A 21,530-nucleotide genomic window follows, 5' to 3' on the forward strand; every position below is an offset into this window, starting at 1 on the left:
TTACTGACGATACAGTCTTCAGACACCACGTCAAAACGCTCTTGATGTGCGGTCTATCAACGGTTTGACAACATTTCGACACACTTGGAGAGGAACCATCGATGACACACTATCAGCCTCAATGTCATAGGGATTAACTAAATAAATTCAGACATTCCGTCATGACCTGCCTTCGCTGAAGCGAGGGTTTTTTAGTTTATCCGTTGATGGAAGAAGGAAAGTACTAAAGACGAATGATGTTACTTAAAATGACGGAGGAGGATGGATGGATGTTGCACGCCTTATTTTTAAACTGCACCTTAAAAGCATCACGTGAACCATCGAATACGGAGGCGCTGATCCGTGACGTGATTGCATATTGGAAACAAGAGGACGTCACTTCAGAAATTGTCCGCATCGTCGATCACCAAGTGGCGTTCGGCGTCACGGAAGACGAAGGCAACGGGGATGAATGGCCCGTGATTTTCGAAAAGGTGAAACGAGCGGACATCGTCGTCATCGGAACACCGCTCTGGCTGGGGGAAAAAAGTAGTGTTGCGACGCAAGTCATTGAACGATTATACGGAGGAAGCGGTCTGACGAACGATCTTGGACAAGCGATCTACTACAACAAGGTCGGTGGCGTCATCGTCACGGGGAATGAAGATGGAGCTAAACATGCGTCCGCTTCCATCTTGTACGGTCTGTCGCATATCGGTTTTACGATTCCGCCGAACGTCGATGCTTACTGGGTCGGTGAAGCGGGACCAGGACCATCGTACATCGAAGCAGGACGGAACAACGACTTTACGAAGCGACACGCACAGTTTTTAGCTGCCAACCTATACCATTTTGCCAAGATGTTAAAGGAACATCCGATTCCAGCAGAAGGGAATGTGATGGAATGAAAAAACAACGTGTAACAGGATACGGTGTCGCCACGTTGTTCGCGATGAGTTTTATGCTTGCGGGTTGCGGAAACGACGAAACGTCGACGGACAAGGTCGAAGAAGGATCAACGAATTCGAACACGACCGACGACACGATGCAAGACAAGGATACGGTAACGAAAAATGCCGACACGGATTATGGCTTCAACAGTCTGTCGATTGAAGCGGACGTTGAAGGGGATAACGATGCCATTGATATTAGCTATGACCGGGATAATGACGGAACGGAAGCGGAATATCGCTATAAAGGGGAGCAAAAGCAAGGAGACGACGCGATGACGGAACTCGACGCGAAGTTCAAGAACTTAAAGATTGGTGCGGATACATCTGAAAAAGAGGTCATTAGTGAGGTCGAGCGTGTGTTTGCGATTCAAGATGCTTCCCGCTTAGAGGTTGAAATCGAATTCTCAGACGGTACCGAAAAAGAATATAAAAAATAAACAACAGGTCTGCGCCCGTAACGGGTGTAGACCTGTTGTCTTAGTGTAGCGTCACATGAGCGAGGACACCGTAATGATCGCTCGGTACAAGGTGATGCGGCAGTCGATGATTTCCGATCAGCTGGACGTTCTGTAAGGTCACCTGTGAAAGCGAACGCTGACAGAGTAACCAATCATATCGAACGGGGCTTGTAATGCCGTCATTCTTCCTTGCGTACGGATTCGTAACGGAATCAAGCGTCGCGGCGGCGATTTGTCCTGTACGAGCGGCAAAACTGCCAGCAAGATCGACCCACTCCTTAAGCGCAGCGTGATGCAACGCAGAGTGTGGACCATCATTAAAGTCGCCGCCTAAGAACTCAATCGTCGTGTCATCCGTCTGTGAGGCAATCCATTCGTTGACGAATCGAAGTTGATCGAGTCGAATGTCTGAAGCACGCCAATTGAAATGAATGTTCGTCACGGCAAAACGAACACCGTCAATCGAAAACGGGATCCGAATCGCACAGTGGTGGTTGATGTTTGCTGTCGCAGCGGCACTCGAATCCGTTCGTTCAAACGGCAATTTCGTCAGAATGGCAAGTCCTTCATCTGGTGAATCCATATAAGGATCCATCATCCAATACGGATAACCGGTCGCCTCTGCGAGGTGCTCAGCGATCGAGACGAATGGTTCATCCGGATGAAACGTCGACATGACTTCTTGCAGAAGGAGAACGTCCGGTTGGTGTTGCTTGATCTCCGCGCATAACGCCTGGAACCGTTCTTGTCGTTTGTGCGGGTGATGCCAGATGTTATATGTCGCAATCGATAACGAAAGACTCATAGCTGTAAGCCCATCAGAACCGTATCGTAAAAGCAACCGTCCGATAGTAACCGGTCATGACGCAGTCGTCCTTCTTCTTGAAATCCATGTCGCTGATAGAGGCGAATGGCGCCAAGGTTCGTCTCGACGACCTCGAGCTGAATCTTTTGCAGGGATTGCGCTTTTGCCCAAGCAATCATTCGTTCCAGCAGTTGCGTACCAATTCCTTGCCCCCAGTCGGATTGAAGTACACCGAGTCCAAATGATGCTTTGTGCGCGAAACGTTTTAAATGAAAACCACGACATCGGGCGTAGGCGATGAGTCGTCCATCGCGCTCGACGACGAGGATACGATTCGGAACCGAGGAATCGCGTAACTGATCTGCGAAATCCGTCGCCGTCATCACGTCCTCACCAGGCATTCGGTCGAAGTATTCCGTTTCCGCATCGAGTGTTTGGCGGAGTTCAGCGAGGGCTTCAGCGTCACTAAGTCGAGCCGGTCGAATCTGGTACCGTTGTGTATCGAACGAGTGGTGCATCGTCTGCATATGTAATCCTCCGTTCTAGATGGAATATGCTATCATTATGGCAGTAATGGTATCATTTGTAAATTTAAGGAGAGAAGAAATGAAAATTCAAACTGGAATGAAGGAAGATAGGACATTCATCCGCGAGCAATTGATTGCCTACAATCGGCAATATGTTCCTAAAGCCTTATATGAACAATCGGAAGAACTTTGTTTTACAGCATATAATGAGAAGGGCGAATGCATCGGAGGAATTACCGCGTCTTACGGTTGGCAACACATTCATGTCCAGTTCCTTTGGGTGAGCGATACAGCACGACAGGCAGGTGTCGGAACCCGCCTGCTGCAAGCAATCGAAGGATATGCGAAGGAAGCAAGGTGTACGAAAATTCTTTTGGACACGTTTGATTTTCAAGCACCAGACTTTTACCGCAAGCATGGTTATGAAGAGTATGGACGACTGACCGATCATCCATCGATTGGACAAACTCAATACTTCTTCGTCAAGCGGCTTTAACGACGGACATGGACAATCCATGCCGTCATATACGTGAGTGTTCCAACCGAGAGAATGAGAGCGATCGCATAGAACGGAAACGCTGGAAACAGTTGTAGTAACGGCTGTTCAAACAAGAAAGCAATCATCAGGACAGGAAGGCTGATCATAAAAGCGACGTACGCTGCGCGGGTCGCTTTACCGGTGATTTGTGCCTCACGTTCATCGGAGTCGGAAAATTCTGCTGTCGCAAACGAATGCGAACGGTCTTCTCGTAAGAAATAGCTGACGATCGAAAGAATAATCGCAATCACTAGCACTGGAAGGACACTCATTAGATTCAATTTCAGCGACAATCCCGTACCGGATACAGGATCATCTTGAAATAACTGCAGATTCGCATGAATGGCACTAATGAGATAAGCAGCTAAAAAGTAGAGACAACAATTAAGTAAAGATTGAGTGACGACACGTTTCATCAGGATTCCTCCTCTAATTGAAATAGTTCCTCGATCGGGCAATCAAAGACGCGGGCAATCTGCATCGCGAGTAAGAGCGACGGCGTATAGCTCCCTTTTTCAAGCGAGATGACGGTTTGTCGGGTCACACCGATTCGTTCCGCGAACTGCTCTTGTGTCCACTTGTGCTGTTGACGATAGAGGCGGACATGGTTCGTCAGTTTCATCTGACGACCTCCTTTCCAGTTGTTTACATTGTAAAGTCAGTTTTACATTTTGTAAAGTAGACTTTACGTCATGTATTTAAAAAATGGAGCTGACTCAAAAGTCAACTCCTCAGACTGAAGACAAATCGTAATTTTTCTTTTAACGAAAAGGATTGCGCTTTTTTTGTTCATCTCGAATCGTTTTACTAGGGCAAGCATCGCGTCGCTTCGCTTCGCTGCAGGTTCGCTCTTGCTTGTTTTTCCCTAGGAAGCGATATGGAGTGAACAAAACGCTTCTCTGATCCTTCTTCCGGATATAAAAAAATGACGCATTACACGCCACTCCTACAGGAAAAAGCGCGATTTTGCGCTGTCAGAGACAAACAAGACCCGTTTTCCTGCTCGAACGGAGCGGGAAAACTGGCTTGTGTCTCGCCTGAGGAAAGGGCGTGAAAAGACGCGTCATTTTTTGGGATCAGTCATCTGAAGCCCACGTGAACATTAAAATACGTAAGGTGTCAAAATGACAGCCATGAGACAGGCGAACGTCGTCCATCCCTGATGATAACGTAAGGATAAGAAAAGCGTAATCAGCCCAGAGATCGTCATACCGGATAAAATCCATCCTAGCCAAAACTCCGTGCTATTCGAAGCAATCGGGATGCTTAATAAGTAAGCTGTCGCGTGTGGAAAGAAACCGATGGTATCTAACAGGATACCGCCAAAGACACCCATTAGCAGCAAGCCGATCGACAGACGAAATAGTGCGTTGCGTTTAATCATATGCATACTCCTATTCTGTTTGGTTGACGCAAGAAATCCTACTGTTGCGCCTATTCAATATGTTTCTACAAAAAGCGATGAATTCCTTTCTGTTATCTATCCCTGAACTTTATCAAAAATCCTCGCTTCTGCACATCGATCGGAATATTCAGATAATTATCGGGTATTCTTTTGAAAACGCCATCGCCGATTCAGTGGAGAGGAGAAGAGAAGATGATGCCTGAACTGATACCGGATGACCGGGAGCTCGAACGAAGGATTCGGATCGTCCATCTGTTGCGAAAACTGGGGAAGACGGACGAAGCGATTGCCCGATCCTTGTATGTTTCAATTGAATGGGTTCAATCAATTTATGAGGAAGACGACTGGCAGCAAATGCAATCATCCTAAGGCAAGGACGTCTAGTCCTTGTTTTTTCGCGTGTTCCGGTATACTAAAACAAGTATCTCAAATCGAGAGGATGAAATGAAATGAACGTTGCCATCATAGGAGCAGGAATCAGTGGTTTGTATCTCGCGACGCGTATGCAGGAACTTGGACACGCCGTGACGATCTATGAAGCACGTGACCGAATCGGCGGTAGAATCGAGACGATTGATTTCAACCTAGCCGGGCAAGCATATGCGTTTGATCTTGGACCGACTTGGTTTTGGCCGGACAGTGAACCACTGATGGTCGATTTGATCCATCGATTCGATTTACCGACACTGGAACAATATGCGACGGGAGCGCTTCGACTCGAACGGGCTGACGGCATCGAGTCACATCTGGTTGCGAATCAACCGACGGCGCTTCGCCTTCGTGACGGAATCCGCTCCGTAGCTATGGCACTTGCTGCACGACTCACACCGGGAACGATTCGACTCAAGTCTCCCGTCAGCCAGATTGATGTCATGAACCGGAGGGTCATCAGTTCAGGAAGGAAGAGTCAACCGTTCGATGAGATCGTTCTCGCACTACCACCACGTTTAGCGGCAAGACTATCGTATGTGCCAGCTTTACCTGAAGCAGTCCTGGATGAACTCGAAGCATTACCGACCTGGATGGCGCAGCAAGCGAAATGTCTGATTCTTTACGAGAAACCGTTTTGGTGTGATTCGGGCTGGTCCGGTCAGGCAATCAGCTGGACTGGGATGGTGCAGGAGATTCATGACGCTTCCCCACAAGACGGACCAGGAGCGTTGTTCGGTTTTTTCCGGACGCCAGCACGTGAACGACAGTTGTTGACCGAGGCGGAAATCAAGAAAACGGTACTCGCGCAGCTGGTTCGTCTGTTCGGTGAACAAGCACGTCAGTCGATTGGCTGGTTGTATAAAGACTGGTCAACGGATAGTTGGACAGCAACACGAGCCGATGCAGCACCACTCGTAGATTTCCCGGCGTATCATGCCATCAATCTCGGAGTGGAGCATGTGGCGATTTCACTGATTGGGACAGAGACCGATCCGAGTCATGGTGGACACTTAGAAGGCGCATTACGATCCGTTGAACGCTATTTAAAAAAGAGAGGAGCTGAAAAATGATCGAGACGCTACATTATGATGTGTTTACATCGACGCCAGGAAGCGGTAATCCAGCTGGGGTCGTCTTAGACGCCGATCAATTGACTGAGTCGCAAATGCAACGAATCGCTCGGATGAATGGCTTTACCGAGACGACGTTCGTCCTGTCATCCGAGCAAGCGGACTACCGCATGCGCTACTTTGCACCGGAACGGGAAATGGACTTATGCGGACATGGTACGATCGCTGCATTGACGGCACTTGATTCAAAGATCCGCTTATCTACGGCATGTCAGATCGAGACAAAGTCAGGCATCTTGCCAGTGATGCGTTTAGCGAACGGCATGTTTCGCTTGCAACAGGGACAACCACGTTTACAACAGTTTGACGGTGACATAAAGCAGGTTCTAGCCGCGATTGGTCTCGAATTGACACATCTCGATGACCGATGGCCAATCGTATACGGCAGTACTGGGAACTGGACACTGCTCCTCCCGATTCGTCGACTTGAGGACTTTCACCGGATGATGCCGGATAACCAACGCTTTGACACCGTGTTGACCGACTTGCCGCAAGCCTCGATTCATCCGATTTGTCTCGATACATATGACCGACAAGCGACGATGCACGGGCGTCACTTCTCGGCAGCAGGAGCAGGGAGCGTTGAAGATCCGGTTACGGGAACGGCGAGTGGTGTGATGGGTGTCTACTACCGAAAATTCATCCAGCCATTTGAAACGGAAACTGCAATCATCGTCGAACAAGGACACGAGATGGGACGACCCGGTCAGGTCGGAATCCGTATTTCTGGCGAAGGTCTTGATCACAGCCAATGGAAAGTCGAGATGGACGGGCAAGCCGTCTTTGTCGGCGTCAAGAGAGTGGGAGAGGAAGAGGCAGATGTTGAAACATTTCATTTGGGATTTTGACGGCACCTTGTTTGATACGTATCCGGTGTTAGTCGATGTGTTCGTGGAATTACTCGAGCGTGAGGGGCGAACGGTCGAACGCGAGCAAGTAGCAGAACTGATGGCGATCTCAGCAAAAACGACGTATGAGACGTTTGGTGTGTCTGAAGCATTCATTCTGAACTACAAGCAACAAAAGATGATGATCGAACAAGAACAGTCTGAACCGTTTCCCGGAATCCGTGAACTGCTAGAGGTGTTATCGACGAGAGGTGCGACGCATCATATCGTCACCCATCGTGGAACATCGATTCATGCGTTGCTTGCAAAACACGAGTTGACGCATCATTTTCAAGACGTGTTGACGGCACCGGATGGATTCGCCCGGAAGCCGGATCCGGAAGCTGTCACGTATTTAGTCAATCGGCATCAGATGGCACGAGACGAAACGATCATGATTGGAGACCGGGAACTCGATGTCTTAGCCGGACATCGTGCCGGTATCAAGACGTGTTTGATAAGCAACCGACCAAATGAGACCGTTGCGACGTATACCGTAACGTCGCCCGGTCGATTAAAGGAATTGTTACTGACATAACGACAGCCCCGCTTCCAGTGATGGAAACGGGGCTGTTTTTTAAGAAGACAATCGATCTGCTTCGGTTGCTTCCGCGCGTGGTGCACGCCAGAAATACGTCAGTAAAATGCCGACTGCAAGCATGACTGTCGCAAAATAAAACGGATAGTTCAAATTGACGTCAAACAGTAGTCCACCAACGATCGGTCCGAGGATGTTGCCGATGCTCGTAAACATCGAGTTCATTCCGCCGACGAATCCCTGTTCATCTCCGGCAATCTTTGAAAGATAGGTCGTGACAGCGGGGCGCATCAAGTCGAAACCGACGAAGACGACCATCGTCACGAGAATGATCGAGAGATAGTTCGTCACGAACGTCATCAAGACGACGAGCAGTGTCGAACCGATCAAACTGTACCGGATTAAACGAATCTCACCGAACCAGCGTGTTAAACGATCGAACAGTCCCACTTGGACGATGACGCCGACGATCGCACCGAGAGAAATTGCGAGCGCAATGTCCTTCGCTGTGAAGCCGAACTTCCGGTCGACGAACAAGGCGAATAACGACTCGAACGAGGCGAGACCGAACGACGAAATCAACAGGACAAGAAAAGCGATGAAATAGAGCGGACTGAAGACTTTCCGGAAACCGGTCTGCTGTTTGACCGTCGTTGTCTCGTAGTGACGTTTCGGTTCTTTAAGCGTAAAGACGGATAACACCATCGCTGTCAAACCGAAAGCAGCAGCAAAGAAGAACGGTGTCCGCGAGCCGAGGTCAGCGAGGAACCCACCGATCCCCGGTCCGATGATGAAACCGGTCGAGATGGCAGCAGACATATATCCGAGCGCTTTCGGACGAGTCTCGTTCGTCGTGATGTCAGCGATGAATGCCGTGACGGCTGGCATGATGAAAGCCGCACTGACACCACCGAGAATCCGTGACGCGAACAGGACTTCGACGCTTTGACCGAGACCGAATAAGAGCTCGGACATGCTGAAGATGAACAAACCGATGATGATCATCGGTTTACGTCCGTACTTGTCGACGGCACGTCCCGCGAGTGGTGACAGAATTAGTTGCGCAAAGGCGAAGGCGGAAACCATGTAACCGACCGTCGCCCCTGAGATGTTCAACTCGTTCATGATCGTCGGTGTGACGGGAATGACGAGTCCGATACCTAAAAAGGCGATGAATAAGTTGAGCAGGAGTGTACTTAAAATCAATGTATTGTTTTGCATAGTTCACCTCAATAGAATTAAATCGTTTTTGACATACCGCGCCAGACGATCGGCCAGACAGCTTGCTGTCGAGCGTGAAACGCGTCGACACCGTTGTAGACGAGTTCTGTCAGCGTGCCTTCCGCCACCGTTAAATAGGCGAGAGCGGCACTTTTGTAATCCGTCGAATAGAGAATCTGTTCCGTTCGGTCTCGTTCGCGTAGTAATCGCGTCAATAGATCGTGCAGTGAATCGAAAAACGGATTGAAGCGATCCGTCATTTCTTGTTCGAGCTTCTCCGGTGGAAAATAGGCAGCCCGAAGGATGAAGCGCATCAGGATATCGTCTTGCTGTTCCGAAATGAACCATTCGAAGAAACCGTGCAGCGATTGCTCGAGCGGCTGCTGCCGCGTACTCGTGAAATACGTCGCAAAGCGGCGCTTTTGTTCTTGCAGGGCATACGTCGTCGCTTGCAGGAACAGGTCGTCCTTCCCTTTATAGTGCGCATAGATCGATGGCTTTTTAATACCGACCTCTGTCGCGATCTCTTGCAGCGATGCCCCTTCATAGCCGTGCGCAGCAAAATGATGGATGCTCGTCTGTAACAATTGTTGGGCTTTCAGATGAATCACCTTCCTAACGGTCGTTAGGTAACACTGTAACAGTAAATTTCAAATAGAGTCAATCAGATTGTCTTATCGCACAAAAAAACTGACTCCGCGATGGCGGAATCAGTTAGGAAGGAATCATTATTTATTCATGACACGACCGCGTGTTGCGACGCGTGAACCGACGATTCCTGCGAATGACGTGAAGATGAGTGTCAGAAGCAGTCCGACGAACGCCCAGATCGAAACTTTTGACGCCGTTTGTGTCGCTTGTTCCGTTTGCTCGCGGACATCTTGGACCGTTTTCTTGAGGTCAGCCGATGTCTCATCAAGCGTTTGTTTGGCGTTTTCGATTTGTTGCGTCGTTTCTTTTGTTGCCGTGTTGAGACCATCGACGATATTTTGTGTCGCTTCTTCCGCCTCAGCACCTGTCAAATCGGTGTTTTTTGCGACTGCGTCAGCGATTTTATCTTCATCGACTGATTTCTCGATTTTTTCAGCTCGTGCTGTCAACGAATCACCGAGATCCTGGACGATCGTATCGAAGTTTTCTGGTTTCGTGATTGCTTCCTTACCAGCAGCCGTGACGTCTTCTTGAACAGCGTCAAGTTCATTCTGCAAGTAACCTGGTTGCAATTCTTTGATGTCCGTATCTTTTAAGATTTCGTCGACGTTCCCTTCAAGTTCTTTCGTATCAACTTGTGACACGTTTTTCGTAATCGAATCGAATCCTTTCGTCGCAGCGTCTTGTGCTGTTGAAGCAACGGATCCGATACCGTTACCAGCCGCACCACCGACTGTCCCGAGTAGTGAGCCGACCGATTGTAACGTATTGACCGTCGTGAACGTCAAAAGAGCGAACAAGAGGATGACGCTCGTCGACCATGTCAAGAAACCGTGGACGAGACCGGCACGTGCCGACGTCACACCGGAGACGAATCCGGCAACGAACAGCGAGATGAGCAATGAAAGGATTGCCCAGATGATCAAGCCCGTTCCAACACCATCGAACGGGTTATTCGACGTGACGTCCGTGACGCCGAGTCCGATCGCTGAACCGATTAAACTAAATAAGATCAATAAAGATAGAAATGATACCACACCTGCAAAAATCGAGCTCCATGAGATGTTACGACCTGCTCCGTCCGCTTCCGCTCGGAAATGCGACGAAAAGCCTCTGTTTGTTTTTTCCATACTAAGCACTACCTCTCCCCAAATTGGTCTTTCAAGTTCGAGATGTTCATGAATGTAAAAGCTTCATCTCAAGTTTCTTACGCGCATAGCTCTTATATAACCGGTAACTAAATAAGAGAAACCTAGTATTACAGGTACATGATTAATGGTCGTCTGAACTTCAACGAAGTGATATTGGTTGCGTTTGAAGAAAAAGCATCGTACACTCTTATCAAGTGTCACGTTATACTGTACAGTTTAAAATCAAAAGGAGGTGATCCCCCGCTTCTAGGGGGATACAAGTTGGACATCGTCTTAACACTGAATTTGTTGTTGCTCGTCGTATTGATTGGTTTGACTGCGTTTTTCGTCGGTTCGGAATTTGCTGTCGTTAAAGTCCGGATGTCACGTCTCGACCAGATGGTGCAAGAAGGAAAAAAGGGAGCAGTACTTGCGAAGAAGGTCGCAGGAGATCTCGATTATTACTTGTCGGCCTGTCAGCTTGGTATTACGATCACTGCACTTGGTCTGGGTGCACTCGGAAAACCGACCGTCGAGAAATTGTTGACACCGGTCTTTGATGAACTCGGTGTCGCCGTTGCGCTCTCAACGCTTCTCTCATACAGTATCGCTTTCATCTTCGTCACGTTTCTCCACGTCGTCATCGGAGAACTCGCACCGAAGACGCTCGCGATCCAGTATGCGGAACGGATGACGTTATTACTGGCGCCGTCACTCTATGTATTCGGAAAAGTCATGTATCCATTCATCTGGATCATGAACGGTTCGGCCCGTGTCCTCTTGCGGATGTTCGGTGTGAAACCAGCCGGTCACGAACAAGCCCATTCCGAAGAAGAGTTGAAGATCATCATGGCTCAAAGTTTTCAAAGTGGTGAGATCAATCAATCGGAACTCGCCTTGATGCAAAACGTCTTTGCGTTTGATGAGCGTGTCACACGTGACATCATGGTGCCACGGATGAACATGATGGTCATTTCGGACGAGATGAGTTGGGAAAATCTATTACAGACGATGTCTGACAATCCGTATACACGTTACCCGGTCAGTGAAGGAACGGATAAGGACCGGATTAGTGGTTATATCAACGTCAAGGAAGTGCTCGCCCATCACGCGGTACAAGACGAACGAGAACTTGCATCGTTCCTTAAACCGTTGCCGGTCGTCTCGGAATTGACACCGCTGCAAGAAACGATCTTGAAGATGAAGCAGACACGGTCACACATCGCTCTCGTCATCGATGAGTATGGTGGGACATCTGGTTTGATCACGATGGAGGACATTTTGGAGGAAATCGTCGGTGATATCCGAGATGAATTCGATGAAGCGGAGCAAGCTGATATCGAACAGTTACCGGACGGATCGTACCGTTTGGCCGGAACCGTCCTATTAGTTGAGATCGAAGAACGATTTGGTCTTCGTTTCACTGAATCAGAGGCAGTCGACACGATTGGTGGGTATATCCAATCACGGACGGCCGCTTTTGAAGAGGGAACCCTCGTCACAGATGAGGCGTTTACGCTTGAGATTTTGCGTTCTGCTCAATACCAGATTCAGGATGTCAAGTTAACAGTGACGGCGCGTTAACAGAAAGATCCGTTTTGCTTAGTAGTTCAATCTACTGAGCTGGCGGGTCTTCTTTTATCAAACGAGGTCTTAGCGCGTTCATCAAAGAGAAGTATGATAATATTCCAGACCGACGAGCTCGCGAATCGATAAGATTTGGCGATAAAGCGAGAGTATATCTACTAGATGCTCAGGAAAGTGGTCTCTTTAATCAACAAACGTTCAAGGTTATACATAATTATTGTGATTTTCCATTCAATTGTTAGAAGTTCGAGACGATATAAGGAATGAAGTTCACAAATAAACGAGGGAGAGAAGCATATGAAATGGTTCGCGAAATCAGCATCACCTTCCTTTGAAGCGCTCATTGAAGTCGAACACACGCATGTCATATTGAATGTTCCAGCATCCTTACATGAACAATTACGTCTAATCGGTCTACACGCCATCGATTTACAAATTGCACGAGTCATCCGCGAAGATGTATCCAGTTGGATGCCGAGCATGGTCGATGCGTTCTACGAGGAGCTGGTCCGGGTTCCGTCTCTCCGTCAGTTGATTGAACAGCATTCGACACTCGAACGATTGAAAGGCACCCTCGCTCGGCACATCCTGCAAATGTTCGATGGTCAGGTGACAATGGACTACATCGAAGCTCGGCGCCGAATCGCTGAGCGGCATGTTCAAATCGGTTTGCATAATAAATGGTATATTGCCGCATTCCAAAAAGTCTGGAACGTTCTCAGTGAGAAGATTGACGACAGTGCTTGGCCGGAAGCAGAGCGCGTCCGAATCATGCGGGCAGCGGGCAAACTCTTCAATCTCGAACAACAAATCGTCATGACGATGTATGAGGATCAAATCGATGAAGAACGCCAAGCGATCGCGACAGCAAAACAACACGTCGGGGATGGCGTTCAAAAATCGACCGAGGAACTCGCTGCGATGAGTGAGGAGTCGTCAGCGAACTTCCAGGAGATTGAACGGCACGCCAAACACGTCTCAACGACGACAAACGCGATTTCGATCCAGTTGACGGAAGCGGTCAGTGAAGCAGAAGCGGGTGTCGTCCTCGTCGAAGAGGAGACACGTCGCTTTGAACATGTCGTTGCAGATTTATCACGGACGACCGAACAAGTCGCTGAACTGTCCCGTCTGTCGCAGGAAATCGAACGGATCGCTGGGATGGTGACGACGATTTCTGATCAGACGAACCTTCTCAGCTTGAACGCCTCGATCGAAGCGGCACGTGCCGGGGAGATGGGACGCGGGTTCACTGTCGTTGCGCAAGAAATTCGGAAGCTTGCCGAAGAGAGTAAACAGTCGGCAACAGAGACGTCGCGGATCGCCCAAGAGATTACACAAAAGATGCTCGTCGTCTCAGAGCGGATGGGAACGACGGAGACAGCGGTCGTCCGGACGACGACAGAGATGCAACAAGTCGTCCGTGCCTTCTCACGGATTTCGGAACAGACCGACAATGTCTCGCGGCAAATTCATGAACTATCGACCGATACGAAGGATGTCGCCGGCACGATCGAAGGCATGCGTAAGATTGCAGAAGCGATTGCTGAGACAGCGGATGACTTACAAGAAGTCGCAGCAACCTTATAAGTGATCCCTCCTTTCTACGGGAAAGGAGGATTTTTTTGTCGTTTTATGGAAAAAAGAAAGTGGAGGTGTGAAGGATTCATGATGAAAAGTCTTGGATTGATTTTTGTATGTATGATCGCTTTTGTAGGAAATTACGTGATAGCAGGTGATCTCGCTCCACGGGAGTTCTATGCCTTACTCGGTTTAATGGGTGTCGCTTTCTTGACCGGTGGGATTGAATGGTGGGAAATCCGGCGCGATTTACGTTATCGGGGAGTAGAAGAGGGGATATCCGTTCGCTTAGCAGACCGGGCGAGCCGAAAGACGAATACGGTCTTTCTCGCGCATGAACGATGGCTGACGTTCTCACGTCGTTACGCCACGTGGTGGCAGGCAATCCTTGCGCGCTTCGAAAAGTTCGAATCATTTTTCCTTGACGTGACGTTCGAAGGAGACGGGGAACAATTACAAATTAAAGAGACAAGGACGGAGTGGCTCCGCAATACGACACATTTTGTGATTCGTAAAGACGGACGCGATGTCGGAACAATCCGCACCGATGCGGCACTGCGTCAGCAACTGCAGCTGCAAGAAGTCTTACTCGTCTCGTATGCCGATCAGGAGTATCAGATTCGGTCCTCGACGCTTACGCGAAAAATCGGCGTCTATCAAAACGGGGATTGTATCGCGACGGGGTCACGACACGGGGCGCGACTCGTCTTTGACTGTGACACGAATGAACGTCTCCTAGCCGTCGCCAGTATGATCGTCTTTCGACTTGTTTATTCGAAGTGATTTTATTTCAAATACCTAATTGAAAAAGGAACTATTATGATTCAATTTCAAGGAAGTCCAGCATTACAGACTGAACGACTACGATTACGGAAGATCCAACTGGCTGACACGGAAGCTATGTTTCAGAACTGGTTATCGGACGATCGTGTCATGCGCCATTTGATCAAGGGACCACACGAGACGATGGCGCAAACGAAGGCACGCGTAATGGAAATCCTCGCTTCTTACGAAGAGGACACCTTTTGCTACTGGGGGATGGAAGAGAAGCGCAGTGGGACGTTGATCGGTGTCATCGATCTATTCGCTTTTGATGCGGCGACGGATCACTGTGAGGTCGGCTATTGCATCGGATTCGACTGGTGGAATAACGGATACGGTAGTGAGGCGTTAGCTGCCGTCCTTGCCTTCGGTTTTCAAGAGATGCAGATCCATAAGATTTCTGCCGCCCATAATATCGACAATCCAGCTTCCGGACGGATCATGCAGAAGGTCGGCATGATTCAAGAAGGAACGGTACGGGCGATGATCCGCAACGCGGCAGGGGAGTATAAGGATTGTGCGATCTATGGGTTGCTTCGTGAAACATATGACTTACATAACGAATGAGGTGTGATACGTTGCAAGAAGTGACATTGTATCGAAATTTTGACGAACTGGCAGATGATGTATTGGAATTAGCGAAAGAGATTCTACCTGATCAATTGTTGTATTTAACGACAATCGAAGAAGACCAACAAATGATTTTACGGCTCTCGAACAATCATCGACGAATCGAGATTCGGGCAGGACAAGTGTTCGAGATGGAACAGACACTATGTCGTCACATCAATTTTGAACAGAACGAGCCCATCTGGTATGAATCCGTCAGCGATGACGAGCGCTTAGAAGATATGCAGGACACATTAAAAGCGCTACAGATCGAGTCCTATCTCGGGATTCCAATCAGTTTAACGAATGGTCAAACCTTTGGTACGTTGTGCGCTGTCCATGATGAAGCAAGTCAATTCGAAGAGAAAAGCATTCAACTTCTCCAACGGATCGCGAAACTGTTTTCGTATTACCTTGAGCTCGAACAGTTTGCTTGGAAGGACACGCTAACACAATTGTATAACCGACGTTATTTGACGAGACAGTGGGAAACGGAACAGCAACATTCCGGTGCGCTGTTTTATCTTGATCTCGACGGATTCAAGCAAGTGAACGACGTGTATGGGCATGAGACCGGCGACAAAGTCTTGATCGACGTCGCGAAACGACTACAGGATAGTACACGTTCTTATAAAGACGCGTTTTCTGTCCGTATCGGAGGAGACGAGTTCTTGATTCGTTTCACCCATCAGAGGACGAAAAAGGAGTACGAACGAATTGCGCAGCAGCTCCTTCAGAAACTTGGAACATGGCAGACGCCATACGCTGTCTCGACCAGCATCGGGATCGTGCTATTTGATGATGAAACCATTAAGCTAAAAACGATCATTCAACATGCAGACCGTGCGTTATATGCCGCAAAAAAAGACGGTAAGAATACGTTTCGTTTTGCGGATGCTGTCTCACATCGCATCCAATAATCAACGAAAAAACGCGATGTTTCCTCACAAGTAGGAGCATCGCGTTTTCAATTAACCGGTCTTTCGAATCGATTCGAACAAGCGTCCCTTATAGACATCAGCGATCGTATTGAGGAACGTCTCGCTCAGTTTTTTCGGGAAGAACGGTTTTGCATAGACATACTGGTAGGCTTTCTTCAAATCATCCCATTGTGTACACGGTTCGGTTTGACGGAACCTTGCGACATCGATGATCCGTGTTCCATTTGCCGTTAACAAAATATTGCGTAGATGAATATCTGATGGATTAAGACCTACGGCGCGTGCCTCTGCTAGCGCTGCATCGACAGTCGTTAAGACGGATTCTGGAATATAGGTCCCGCTGACGAGGCATTCGAATAACGTTTGTCCCTCGATGTATTCGAGCACAAGGTAATCGGGTCCATATTCGAACATCCTCGCATACGTCGAAAACGTCGTCAGTTGTTCATAAATGCCGCCTTCTAACTCAGCGAGAGGACGAAATGACGGATAGAACTTCTTGATGACGCGGTCGGTGCCACGAACCCGGAATACATAGGCGCTACGACCGGTGCCGATCCAGTCGAGCTCTTTTGGGAGATGTTCGATCGTACAGACCGGTCCCGTTTCTTTCAACTGAATCAAATCGGCTAACTCAGCGTCTGTCTTCACTGTTGCCACTTCCTTTCGCTCTGCTTGATCGTATGTTCATTATACGCTCATCTGACGGGAAAAGTTTCAAAAATCATTCGTGTGTGAAAGTTTTGAACATTTTGTGATATGCTAAAAATGCTACACTGTTACATACTTCAAGGGGGTCTCTAATCATGTCAACGACACAACAATGGCGCGACCATTTTGATGGTCTTCGCGCATACGAAGAAGCCGTCGCATTACTATACTGGGATATGCGGACATACATGCCGGATCAAGGTGCAGCGAACCGTTCCGCTTCAATCGGATTCCTCTCAACAGAGAGCTTCCGTCGCCGGACAGGAAAAACGTACCAACAATTACTGGCAGCGATGGAGCAAGAGACGCTGACGGGCATCGAAGCGATCTCGTTCGCGAAAGCAAAAGAAGCATTCGATCGCGACTCGAAGATTCCAGAAGCCGAGTATCAAACGTTCATCACGTTGATCTCTGAGGCAGAGAGCGTCTGGGAAAAGGCGAAGGACGCGAATGATTGGTCGATGTTTGAACCATACCTCGAGAAAATCGTCGCGATGGAGCGCCAGTTTGTTGAGTATTGGGGTTATGACGCGCACCCGTATGACGCGCTCCTGCATGACTATGAACCTGGGATGACGGTCGCGACACTCGATCCATTGTTTGCGGAACTCCGTCAAGCGATCATCGGTTTGCTCGGTCAGCTCGAAGGAAAAGACTTCCCGACGCTTGACTGGTCAGCGGACCGCGAGACACAGATCGCCTTGAACCAAGAGTGGCTCCTCGATATCGGCTATGACTTCACGTCTGGTCGCTTGGATGAGACGGTCCATCCGTTCCAGACGACGATCAACCGGAAGGACGCACGCATCACGACGAAATACGATGAGAACGACTACCGGAACTCTGTCTTCGGCACGATGCATGAAGCCGGACACGCGACGTATGAGCAAGGCATCGAACCGGAACTCGATTCACTCGGTCTCGGTGACGGCGCTTCGATGGGGATTCACGAATCACAATCGCTGTTCTTTGAGAACTTCATCGGACGTAACCAAGGCTTCCTCGAAGCTCGCTATCACGGCTTGCAACAAGCGATCCCATCACTGGCTGACGTCCCGTTCGAACGGTTCTATGCCGCGGTCAATGAAGTCAAACCGTCACTGATTCGGATCGAAGCCGATGAATTGACGTATGCGCTTCATATCATCATCCGCTATGAGCTGGAAAAACGCTTGATGACGAAAGAGCTCGAAGTCAAGGATCTTCCGCAAGAATGGAACCGCCTCTATAAAGAGTATCTCGGTGTGGATGTGCCGAGTGACGCAAAAGGCGTCTTACAGGACGTCCATTGGTCAGGTGGCTCGTTCGGTTACTTCCCAAGTTACGCGCTCGGTCTCGTTTATGCGGCACAGCTGAACGAAGCGCTTCGTCGTGACGTCGATAACGTCGATGGTCTAATCGCGGCGGGAACACTCGCTCCAATTAAAGGCTGGCTGAAAGAGAACATCCACCGTCACGGGAAATCGAAGACACCTGCTGAACTGATCGAAGCAGCAACGGGTCAATCGATCTCTGTCGCACCACTCGTCAACTACTTGACGAAGAAATACACGCGTGTCGTCGAGGCACTCTGATGTTATGGTTTGCACACCGCGGCGTCAGTGACCGTTTTCCGGAGAACACGCTCGAAGCCATCGCTGCTGCGATTGAAGACGACGTCGATGGGGTCGAATTCGATGTCCATTTCTCAAAGGACGGTGTCGGTGTCATCATTCACGATGAGACCGTCAACCGGACGACGAACGGGAAGGGGCGCGTCATCGACATGACGGTTGCCGAACTGCAGGCGCTGGATGCTGGAGCACGATTCAAAGGGGAACCGATCAAGACGAAGATTCCGACGCTTGACGAAGTCCTCGCAATCCTTGCACCAGTGACCCTGCGGCTCAACATCGAGCTGAAGACGGATACGATCCGCTATGACGGGCTTGAAGCGTATGTCCTTGAACGCTGTGCAGCGCACGGCATCGCGACCGACCGATTGTTATTCAGTTCGTTCAACCATTATTCGGTTGCCTTGATCCGGAAGCTCGACCCAAGCGTCGAGACGGCGATTCTCTATCCGTATCCGATCTATCATCCGGAAGAACAAGCCCTCCGAATTGGTGCGACCGGGATCCATCCCGATTATCGACGGGTGACGGAAGCGGACGTCGCGTTCGCTCATGCGCAAGACGTCACGGTCCGGGTCTATACCCCGAAGACGGTCGAGGATGTCCGGCAGATGCAGCGGATCGGCGTCGACGCCGTCATCGTCAATGATCCAAAAGGGATGCGCGATACACTCGAAGGATGAGGAGGAGGAAGGGATGCGCAAGGAATACGTATTCGTCATCAGTTTGTCGCTCGTCGCTTTATTCGTCGGACTTCAGCTTGGCTTTGCCCGCTTGCCGGAACCAAAACCGAAGCAAGTGACAACGACACCGATGCGCCCTGCGGATTATCAGGCAGGACTTGCGTCAGCGAAACGGGAACTGAAGCAGATTCAGCGCTTCACCTTGAAAAGCACCCTTCCTGCAGATGGAACGACGGTGACCTGGATCTATGAGACCCCATCCGATGAACGAATTGCGGTCGATTGGTATTACGTCGAGAGTTATCCGGAAGAACAAGTCCAGATGACACGAAACGAGACATCCCGGATCATCTCGTACGAACGCTATTTAATCGTCATCCGACCGATTTACGGAACGGTCGTCGATAGTGAACTGGAACAGTTCGCTCTTCGCTTTACAGGTTACTTCACGACACAACAACAGGGGGAAAACGATGTCAGGTAAAATCATTCTCTTGATTGGTGGATCGGGCAGCGGAAAGTCCTCCCTGATCAAACGTCTGCGGACGGAATACGCGCACGTCCGGTTCATCCCGTCGGTGACGACCCGACCGAAACGACCGACGGAGATTGATGGAGCAAGCTATCATTTCGTCGACGTCAAGACGTTCCAACAATTGATCCAAGACGACGGCTTCATCGAATACGCCCACGTCCACCGGGCGTGGTACGGGACACCGCGTCAAGCGTATGTCGATGTCCTCGAACAGGATCAAATCGTCATCAAGGACATTGATCCGAAAGGGGCGGCGAACTTCAAGCGTTTGTTTGGCGACCAAGTGATCACGATTTTCGTCTCGGTCCCACCCGACTTGATGAAGGAACGACTGTTGATGCGCGGGGATACACCGGAGTTTGAAGCGCGACTCGTCGATTACGAGGAAGCGTGGAAAGACCGCGATCATTATGATTATATGATTGAAAACATCGATTTTGAGACAGCGTATGCCGATCTGCTTGAGATCATTGCTGGCTACATTCCACAGGCATGACGAAGAGGACGCAAGATGCGTCCTCTTTTTGGTTTCAGAAAGGAGTCTCCATGCTACCTACGCATCCCTTACTCACGAACGTTGAGAGCGAAAGACAGTTATCTGGACGATCGCGCCAAGCCGTCTGGTCCGTCAAGACAGCAACAGCGCACTACATCGTCAAGGTCGTGACGGACCCGTCTAGTCGTCAATTTGAACGAGAAGCCGCTTTAGCGATTCCAAAACAAGCAGAATTGTCTCATGCCTTACCGCTAGCGACCGGACGGACCGCAACGACTGCTTACGGTATCTATCCGTACCTCCCCGGACAAACCGTTCGAAGTGTGCTCGAGGAGTCACCGGAATTAGCGCCCCGACTCGGTCAGGAGACAGGGCAAGCGTTGAGACGCATTCATGACGTCACCGCACCGAGCGGAATAACGTCATGGAGCGAACGTTGTCAGGCGAAACACGATCGCTATCGCGCGGCGATTGATGGGTTGCTTGAGCCAACGTGGATCGAGCGTCTGGATCGATTCATTAGCGAGCGGATTCCGTTACTTCAGGCACGTCCGAATCGATTGCAACATGATGACGTTCATCTCGATAATCTCCTTGTCGAGGATGGGCATCTTTCCGCCTTCCTTGATTACGGGAACCATGATTATGGCGATCCGTGGCATGACTTCGTCAAATGTGGTCTGTTTCAGGTCGAGACGAGTCCGCTATTTGCCCGTCACATGATTGAAGGGTATTTCGAGAACGAAGTACCGTCCGACTTTTGGCGAATGTATAGTCTTTACATGGCAATGGTCGTCTTCTCGGCACTCGTCTGGGCGAAGCGGTTCGATGCAGACGGGTTGGAGGCGATGCAACGACGTGTCCAGCGAATCATTCAGGATCATGCTGGATTTCAGCGGGACATCCCGCTTTGGTATGAGACTTGAACAGCAAGGACAACAAAAACATGATGCGTTCGTCTCTCTTGACTGAGAAACGAACGCATCATGTTTGGTCTGAATCATATATTCGAAGCGATACTTACCACTCGAAGCCTTCTTCACTATACTTGCCGTTCGAATTGAAGAATCGTTCTTCTGTTTTACCGTTTACCGTACTCGTATAAATGACGTAGACGTCGAGATGATCATTTTGATCCGCCATCTTTTTAGCAGCTTTCTTAGCATCGGCTTCAGTCGTATAGGTCTCTGACTTGCTTGCCTTGCCGTGTTTTTCTTGTCCTTGTTCTTCGTAACCTTCTACTGTCCATACTTTTTTTGATGACATCCTTAACTTCCTTTCCTGCCAAAAGCGAGTCC

Annotated in this window: 27 protein-coding genes; 17 read left to right on the forward strand and 10 right to left on the reverse strand. The window is 49.4% G+C overall.

Going from position 1 to position 21,530, the window contains the following annotated elements:
• Positions 1 to 269: 269 nt before the first annotated feature.
• The gene (locus ESP131_RS10370; protein WP_055968026.1) at positions 270 to 887 is read left to right on the forward strand and encodes a flavodoxin family protein; all 618 of its coding nucleotides are present in this window, start codon (positions 270 to 272) and stop codon (positions 885 to 887) included.
• Complete coding sequence (locus tag ESP131_RS10375) at positions 884 to 1,369, forward strand: YusW family protein (protein ID WP_069940661.1); 486 nt, start codon at positions 884 to 886, stop codon at positions 1,367 to 1,369. Before ESP131_RS10370 ends, ESP131_RS10375 begins: the two co-directional genes overlap by 4 nt.
• 40 nt (positions 1,370 to 1,409) lie before the next feature.
• On the opposite strand, the gene ESP131_RS10380 is transcribed toward ESP131_RS10375, so the two are convergent.
• Positions 1,410 to 2,195, reverse strand: coding sequence for an endonuclease/exonuclease/phosphatase family protein (locus ESP131_RS10380; RefSeq protein WP_069940662.1), 786 nt, complete (start codon positions 2,193 to 2,195; stop codon positions 1,410 to 1,412).
• Positions 2,192 to 2,722 (reverse strand): GNAT family N-acetyltransferase, encoded by a 531-nt coding sequence (locus ESP131_RS10385; RefSeq protein ID WP_069940663.1) that lies wholly within the window; start codon positions 2,720 to 2,722, stop codon positions 2,192 to 2,194. Before ESP131_RS10385 ends, ESP131_RS10380 begins: the two co-directional genes overlap by 4 nt.
• 79 nt (positions 2,723 to 2,801) lie before the next feature.
• Between ESP131_RS10385 and ESP131_RS10390 the strand changes: the two genes are divergently transcribed.
• Positions 2,802 to 3,218 (forward strand): GNAT family N-acetyltransferase, encoded by a 417-nt coding sequence (locus tag ESP131_RS10390; RefSeq protein ID WP_069940664.1) that lies wholly within the window; start codon positions 2,802 to 2,804, stop codon positions 3,216 to 3,218.
• Here ESP131_RS10390 and ESP131_RS10395 read toward each other — a convergent pair.
• The 3 genes from ESP131_RS10395 to ESP131_RS10405 all read right to left on the reverse strand — a co-directional run bounded on the left by ESP131_RS10395 (position 3,215) and on the right by ESP131_RS10405 (position 4,644).
• Positions 3,215 to 3,676: a DUF2178 domain-containing protein gene (locus ESP131_RS10395; RefSeq protein ID WP_069940665.1), complete on the reverse strand. Its 462-nt coding sequence runs from the start codon at positions 3,674 to 3,676 to the stop codon at positions 3,215 to 3,217. The genes ESP131_RS10390 and ESP131_RS10395 overlap by 4 nt on opposite strands.
• On the reverse strand, positions 3,676 to 3,882 hold the full coding sequence (locus ESP131_RS10400; RefSeq protein ID WP_023468270.1) for a helix-turn-helix transcriptional regulator: 207 nt from the start codon (positions 3,880 to 3,882) through the stop codon (positions 3,676 to 3,678). Before ESP131_RS10400 ends, ESP131_RS10395 begins: the two co-directional genes overlap by 1 nt.
• Positions 3,883 to 4,362: 480 nt before the next feature.
• The gene (locus ESP131_RS10405) at positions 4,363 to 4,644 is read right to left on the reverse strand and encodes a hypothetical protein (protein ID WP_069940666.1); all 282 of its coding nucleotides are present in this window, start codon (positions 4,642 to 4,644) and stop codon (positions 4,363 to 4,365) included.
• Between the two features lie 213 nt (positions 4,645 to 4,857).
• Between ESP131_RS10405 and ESP131_RS16795 the strand changes: the two genes are divergently transcribed.
• The 4 genes from ESP131_RS16795 (at position 4,858) to ESP131_RS10420 (ending at position 7,652) form a co-directional block, all read left to right on the forward strand.
• Positions 4,858 to 5,034 (forward strand): hypothetical protein, encoded by a 177-nt coding sequence (locus ESP131_RS16795; protein WP_169738094.1) that lies wholly within the window; start codon positions 4,858 to 4,860, stop codon positions 5,032 to 5,034.
• 80 nt (positions 5,035 to 5,114) lie between these two features.
• Entirely contained in the window at positions 5,115 to 6,167 is a 1,053-nt protein-coding gene (locus ESP131_RS10410) for a flavin monoamine oxidase family protein (protein WP_069940667.1), read from the forward strand.
• A complete protein-coding gene (locus ESP131_RS10415) occupies positions 6,164 to 7,075 on the forward strand; it encodes a PhzF family phenazine biosynthesis protein (RefSeq protein ID WP_069940668.1) in 912 nt (303 codons plus the stop codon). The genes ESP131_RS10410 and ESP131_RS10415 overlap by 4 nt, the downstream gene beginning before the upstream one ends.
• A complete protein-coding gene (locus tag ESP131_RS10420) occupies positions 7,047 to 7,652 on the forward strand; it encodes an HAD-IA family hydrolase (RefSeq protein WP_069940669.1) in 606 nt (201 codons plus the stop codon). Before ESP131_RS10415 ends, ESP131_RS10420 begins: the two co-directional genes overlap by 29 nt.
• 39 nt (positions 7,653 to 7,691) lie before the next feature.
• On the opposite strand, the gene ESP131_RS10425 is transcribed toward ESP131_RS10420, so the two are convergent.
• The 3 genes from ESP131_RS10425 to ESP131_RS10435 form a co-directional block, all read right to left on the reverse strand.
• Positions 7,692 to 8,873 carry an MFS transporter gene (locus ESP131_RS10425; protein WP_069940670.1) on the reverse strand — a complete coding sequence of 394 codons (1,182 nt, stop codon included), beginning with the start codon at positions 8,871 to 8,873 and terminating at the stop codon, positions 7,692 to 7,694.
• Between the two features lie 17 nt (positions 8,874 to 8,890).
• The gene (locus ESP131_RS10430) at positions 8,891 to 9,484 is read right to left on the reverse strand and encodes a TetR/AcrR family transcriptional regulator (protein WP_231925614.1); all 594 of its coding nucleotides are present in this window, start codon (positions 9,482 to 9,484) and stop codon (positions 8,891 to 8,893) included.
• Positions 9,485 to 9,601: 117 nt separating this feature from the next.
• Positions 9,602 to 10,654: a YrzE family protein gene (locus ESP131_RS10435; RefSeq protein WP_035397417.1), complete on the reverse strand. Its 1,053-nt coding sequence runs from the start codon at positions 10,652 to 10,654 to the stop codon at positions 9,602 to 9,604.
• Between the two features lie 282 nt (positions 10,655 to 10,936).
• On the opposite strand from ESP131_RS10435, the gene ESP131_RS10440 reads away from it, so the two are divergent.
• The 5 genes from ESP131_RS10440 to ESP131_RS10460 all read left to right on the forward strand — a co-directional run bounded on the left by ESP131_RS10440 (position 10,937) and on the right by ESP131_RS10460 (position 16,173).
• Positions 10,937 to 12,238: a hemolysin family protein gene (locus ESP131_RS10440; RefSeq protein WP_069940671.1), complete on the forward strand. Its 1,302-nt coding sequence runs from the start codon at positions 10,937 to 10,939 to the stop codon at positions 12,236 to 12,238.
• A gap of 300 nt (positions 12,239 to 12,538) precedes the next feature.
• The gene (locus tag ESP131_RS10445) at positions 12,539 to 13,831 is read left to right on the forward strand and encodes a globin-coupled sensor protein (RefSeq protein ID WP_069940672.1); all 1,293 of its coding nucleotides are present in this window, start codon (positions 12,539 to 12,541) and stop codon (positions 13,829 to 13,831) included.
• 111 nt (positions 13,832 to 13,942) lie between these two features.
• Positions 13,943 to 14,605: a hypothetical protein gene (locus ESP131_RS10450; protein ID WP_156772509.1), complete on the forward strand. Its 663-nt coding sequence runs from the start codon at positions 13,943 to 13,945 to the stop codon at positions 14,603 to 14,605.
• Positions 14,606 to 14,641: 36 nt separating this feature from the next.
• Positions 14,642 to 15,211 (forward strand): GNAT family N-acetyltransferase, encoded by a 570-nt coding sequence (locus ESP131_RS10455; RefSeq protein WP_069940674.1) that lies wholly within the window; start codon positions 14,642 to 14,644, stop codon positions 15,209 to 15,211.
• A gap of 20 nt (positions 15,212 to 15,231) precedes the next feature.
• Complete coding sequence (locus tag ESP131_RS10460; protein WP_231925725.1) at positions 15,232 to 16,173, forward strand: sensor domain-containing diguanylate cyclase; 942 nt, start codon at positions 15,232 to 15,234, stop codon at positions 16,171 to 16,173.
• A gap of 51 nt (positions 16,174 to 16,224) precedes the next feature.
• Here ESP131_RS10460 and ESP131_RS10465 read toward each other — a convergent pair whose 3' ends face one another.
• On the reverse strand, positions 16,225 to 16,845 hold the full coding sequence (locus tag ESP131_RS10465; protein ID WP_056061341.1) for a hypothetical protein: 621 nt from the start codon (positions 16,843 to 16,845) through the stop codon (positions 16,225 to 16,227).
• A 155-nt stretch (positions 16,846 to 17,000) separates the two neighbouring features.
• On the opposite strand from ESP131_RS10465, the gene ESP131_RS10470 reads away from it, so the two are divergent.
• Genes ESP131_RS10470 through ESP131_RS10490 form a run of 5 tightly spaced genes read left to right on the forward strand, consistent with a single transcriptional unit; the run spans position 17,001 to position 21,158 of the window.
• Complete coding sequence (locus ESP131_RS10470; protein ID WP_069940676.1) at positions 17,001 to 18,479, forward strand: carboxypeptidase M32; 1,479 nt, start codon at positions 17,001 to 17,003, stop codon at positions 18,477 to 18,479.
• Complete coding sequence (locus ESP131_RS10475) at positions 18,479 to 19,201, forward strand: glycerophosphodiester phosphodiesterase (protein ID WP_064300967.1); 723 nt, start codon at positions 18,479 to 18,481, stop codon at positions 19,199 to 19,201. The genes ESP131_RS10470 and ESP131_RS10475 overlap by 1 nt, the downstream gene beginning before the upstream one ends.
• 13 nt (positions 19,202 to 19,214) lie before the next feature.
• Complete coding sequence (locus ESP131_RS10480; RefSeq protein WP_023468285.1) at positions 19,215 to 19,685, forward strand: hypothetical protein; 471 nt, start codon at positions 19,215 to 19,217, stop codon at positions 19,683 to 19,685.
• On the forward strand, positions 19,675 to 20,232 hold the full coding sequence (locus ESP131_RS10485; RefSeq protein ID WP_029341679.1) for a guanylate kinase: 558 nt from the start codon (positions 19,675 to 19,677) through the stop codon (positions 20,230 to 20,232). The genes ESP131_RS10480 and ESP131_RS10485 overlap by 11 nt, the downstream gene beginning before the upstream one ends.
• Before the next feature lie 50 nt (positions 20,233 to 20,282).
• Entirely contained in the window at positions 20,283 to 21,158 is an 876-nt protein-coding gene (locus tag ESP131_RS10490) for a phosphotransferase family protein (protein ID WP_069940677.1), read from the forward strand.
• A gap of 94 nt (positions 21,159 to 21,252) precedes the next feature.
• Here ESP131_RS10490 and ESP131_RS10495 read toward each other — a convergent pair whose 3' ends face one another.
• On the reverse strand, positions 21,253 to 21,498 hold the full coding sequence (locus ESP131_RS10495; RefSeq protein WP_029341681.1) for a hypothetical protein: 246 nt from the start codon (positions 21,496 to 21,498) through the stop codon (positions 21,253 to 21,255).
• Positions 21,499 to 21,530: the final 32 nt, after the last annotated feature.

It is taken from the genome of Exiguobacterium sp. U13-1 (assembly GCF_001750115.1).
Taxonomy (GTDB): Bacteria; Bacillota; Bacilli; order Exiguobacteriales; family Exiguobacteriaceae; genus Exiguobacterium_A; species Exiguobacterium_A acetylicum.

Coding starts and splice junctions, on each gene's coding strand:
- ESP131_RS10380 (WP_069940662.1), bottom strand. CDS start 2,195: ATGAGTCTTTCGTTATCGATTGCGACATATAACATCTGGCATCACCCG.
- ESP131_RS10405 (WP_069940666.1), bottom strand. CDS start 4,644: ATGATTAAACGCAACGCACTATTTCGTCTGTCGATCGGCTTGCTGCTA.
- ESP131_RS10375 (WP_069940661.1), top strand. CDS start 884: ATGAAAAAACAACGTGTAACAGGATACGGTGTCGCCACGTTGTTCGCG.
- ESP131_RS10410 (WP_069940667.1), top strand. CDS start 5,115: ATGAACGTTGCCATCATAGGAGCAGGAATCAGTGGTTTGTATCTCGCG.
- ESP131_RS10470 (WP_069940676.1), top strand. CDS start 17,001: ATGTCAACGACACAACAATGGCGCGACCATTTTGATGGTCTTCGCGCA.
- ESP131_RS10475 (WP_064300967.1), top strand. CDS start 18,479: ATGTTATGGTTTGCACACCGCGGCGTCAGTGACCGTTTTCCGGAGAAC.
- ESP131_RS10490 (WP_069940677.1), top strand. CDS start 20,283: ATGCTACCTACGCATCCCTTACTCACGAACGTTGAGAGCGAAAGACAG.
- ESP131_RS10480 (WP_023468285.1), top strand. CDS start 19,215: ATGCGCAAGGAATACGTATTCGTCATCAGTTTGTCGCTCGTCGCTTTA.
- ESP131_RS10395 (WP_069940665.1), bottom strand. CDS start 3,676: ATGAAACGTGTCGTCACTCAATCTTTACTTAATTGTTGTCTCTACTTT.
- ESP131_RS10385 (WP_069940663.1), bottom strand. CDS start 2,722: ATGCAGACGATGCACCACTCGTTCGATACACAACGGTACCAGATTCGA.
- ESP131_RS10415 (WP_069940668.1), top strand. CDS start 6,164: ATGATCGAGACGCTACATTATGATGTGTTTACATCGACGCCAGGAAGC.
- ESP131_RS10370 (WP_055968026.1), top strand. CDS start 270: ATGTTGCACGCCTTATTTTTAAACTGCACCTTAAAAGCATCACGTGAA.
- ESP131_RS10495 (WP_029341681.1), bottom strand. CDS start 21,498: ATGTCATCAAAAAAAGTATGGACAGTAGAAGGTTACGAAGAACAAGGA.
- ESP131_RS10425 (WP_069940670.1), bottom strand. CDS start 8,873: ATGCAAAACAATACATTGATTTTAAGTACACTCCTGCTCAACTTATTC.
- ESP131_RS10485 (WP_029341679.1), top strand. CDS start 19,675: ATGTCAGGTAAAATCATTCTCTTGATTGGTGGATCGGGCAGCGGAAAG.
- ESP131_RS10400 (WP_023468270.1), bottom strand. CDS start 3,882: ATGAAACTGACGAACCATGTCCGCCTCTATCGTCAACAGCACAAGTGG.
- ESP131_RS10420 (WP_069940669.1), top strand. CDS start 7,047: ATGTTGAAACATTTCATTTGGGATTTTGACGGCACCTTGTTTGATACG.
- ESP131_RS10390 (WP_069940664.1), top strand. CDS start 2,802: ATGAAAATTCAAACTGGAATGAAGGAAGATAGGACATTCATCCGCGAG.
- ESP131_RS10445 (WP_069940672.1), top strand. CDS start 12,539: ATGAAATGGTTCGCGAAATCAGCATCACCTTCCTTTGAAGCGCTCATT.
- ESP131_RS10435 (WP_035397417.1), bottom strand. CDS start 10,654: ATGGAAAAAACAAACAGAGGCTTTTCGTCGCATTTCCGAGCGGAAGCG.
- ESP131_RS10455 (WP_069940674.1), top strand. CDS start 14,642: ATGATTCAATTTCAAGGAAGTCCAGCATTACAGACTGAACGACTACGA.
- ESP131_RS10450 (WP_156772509.1), top strand. CDS start 13,943: ATGATCGCTTTTGTAGGAAATTACGTGATAGCAGGTGATCTCGCTCCA.
- ESP131_RS16795 (WP_169738094.1), top strand. CDS start 4,858: ATGATGCCTGAACTGATACCGGATGACCGGGAGCTCGAACGAAGGATT.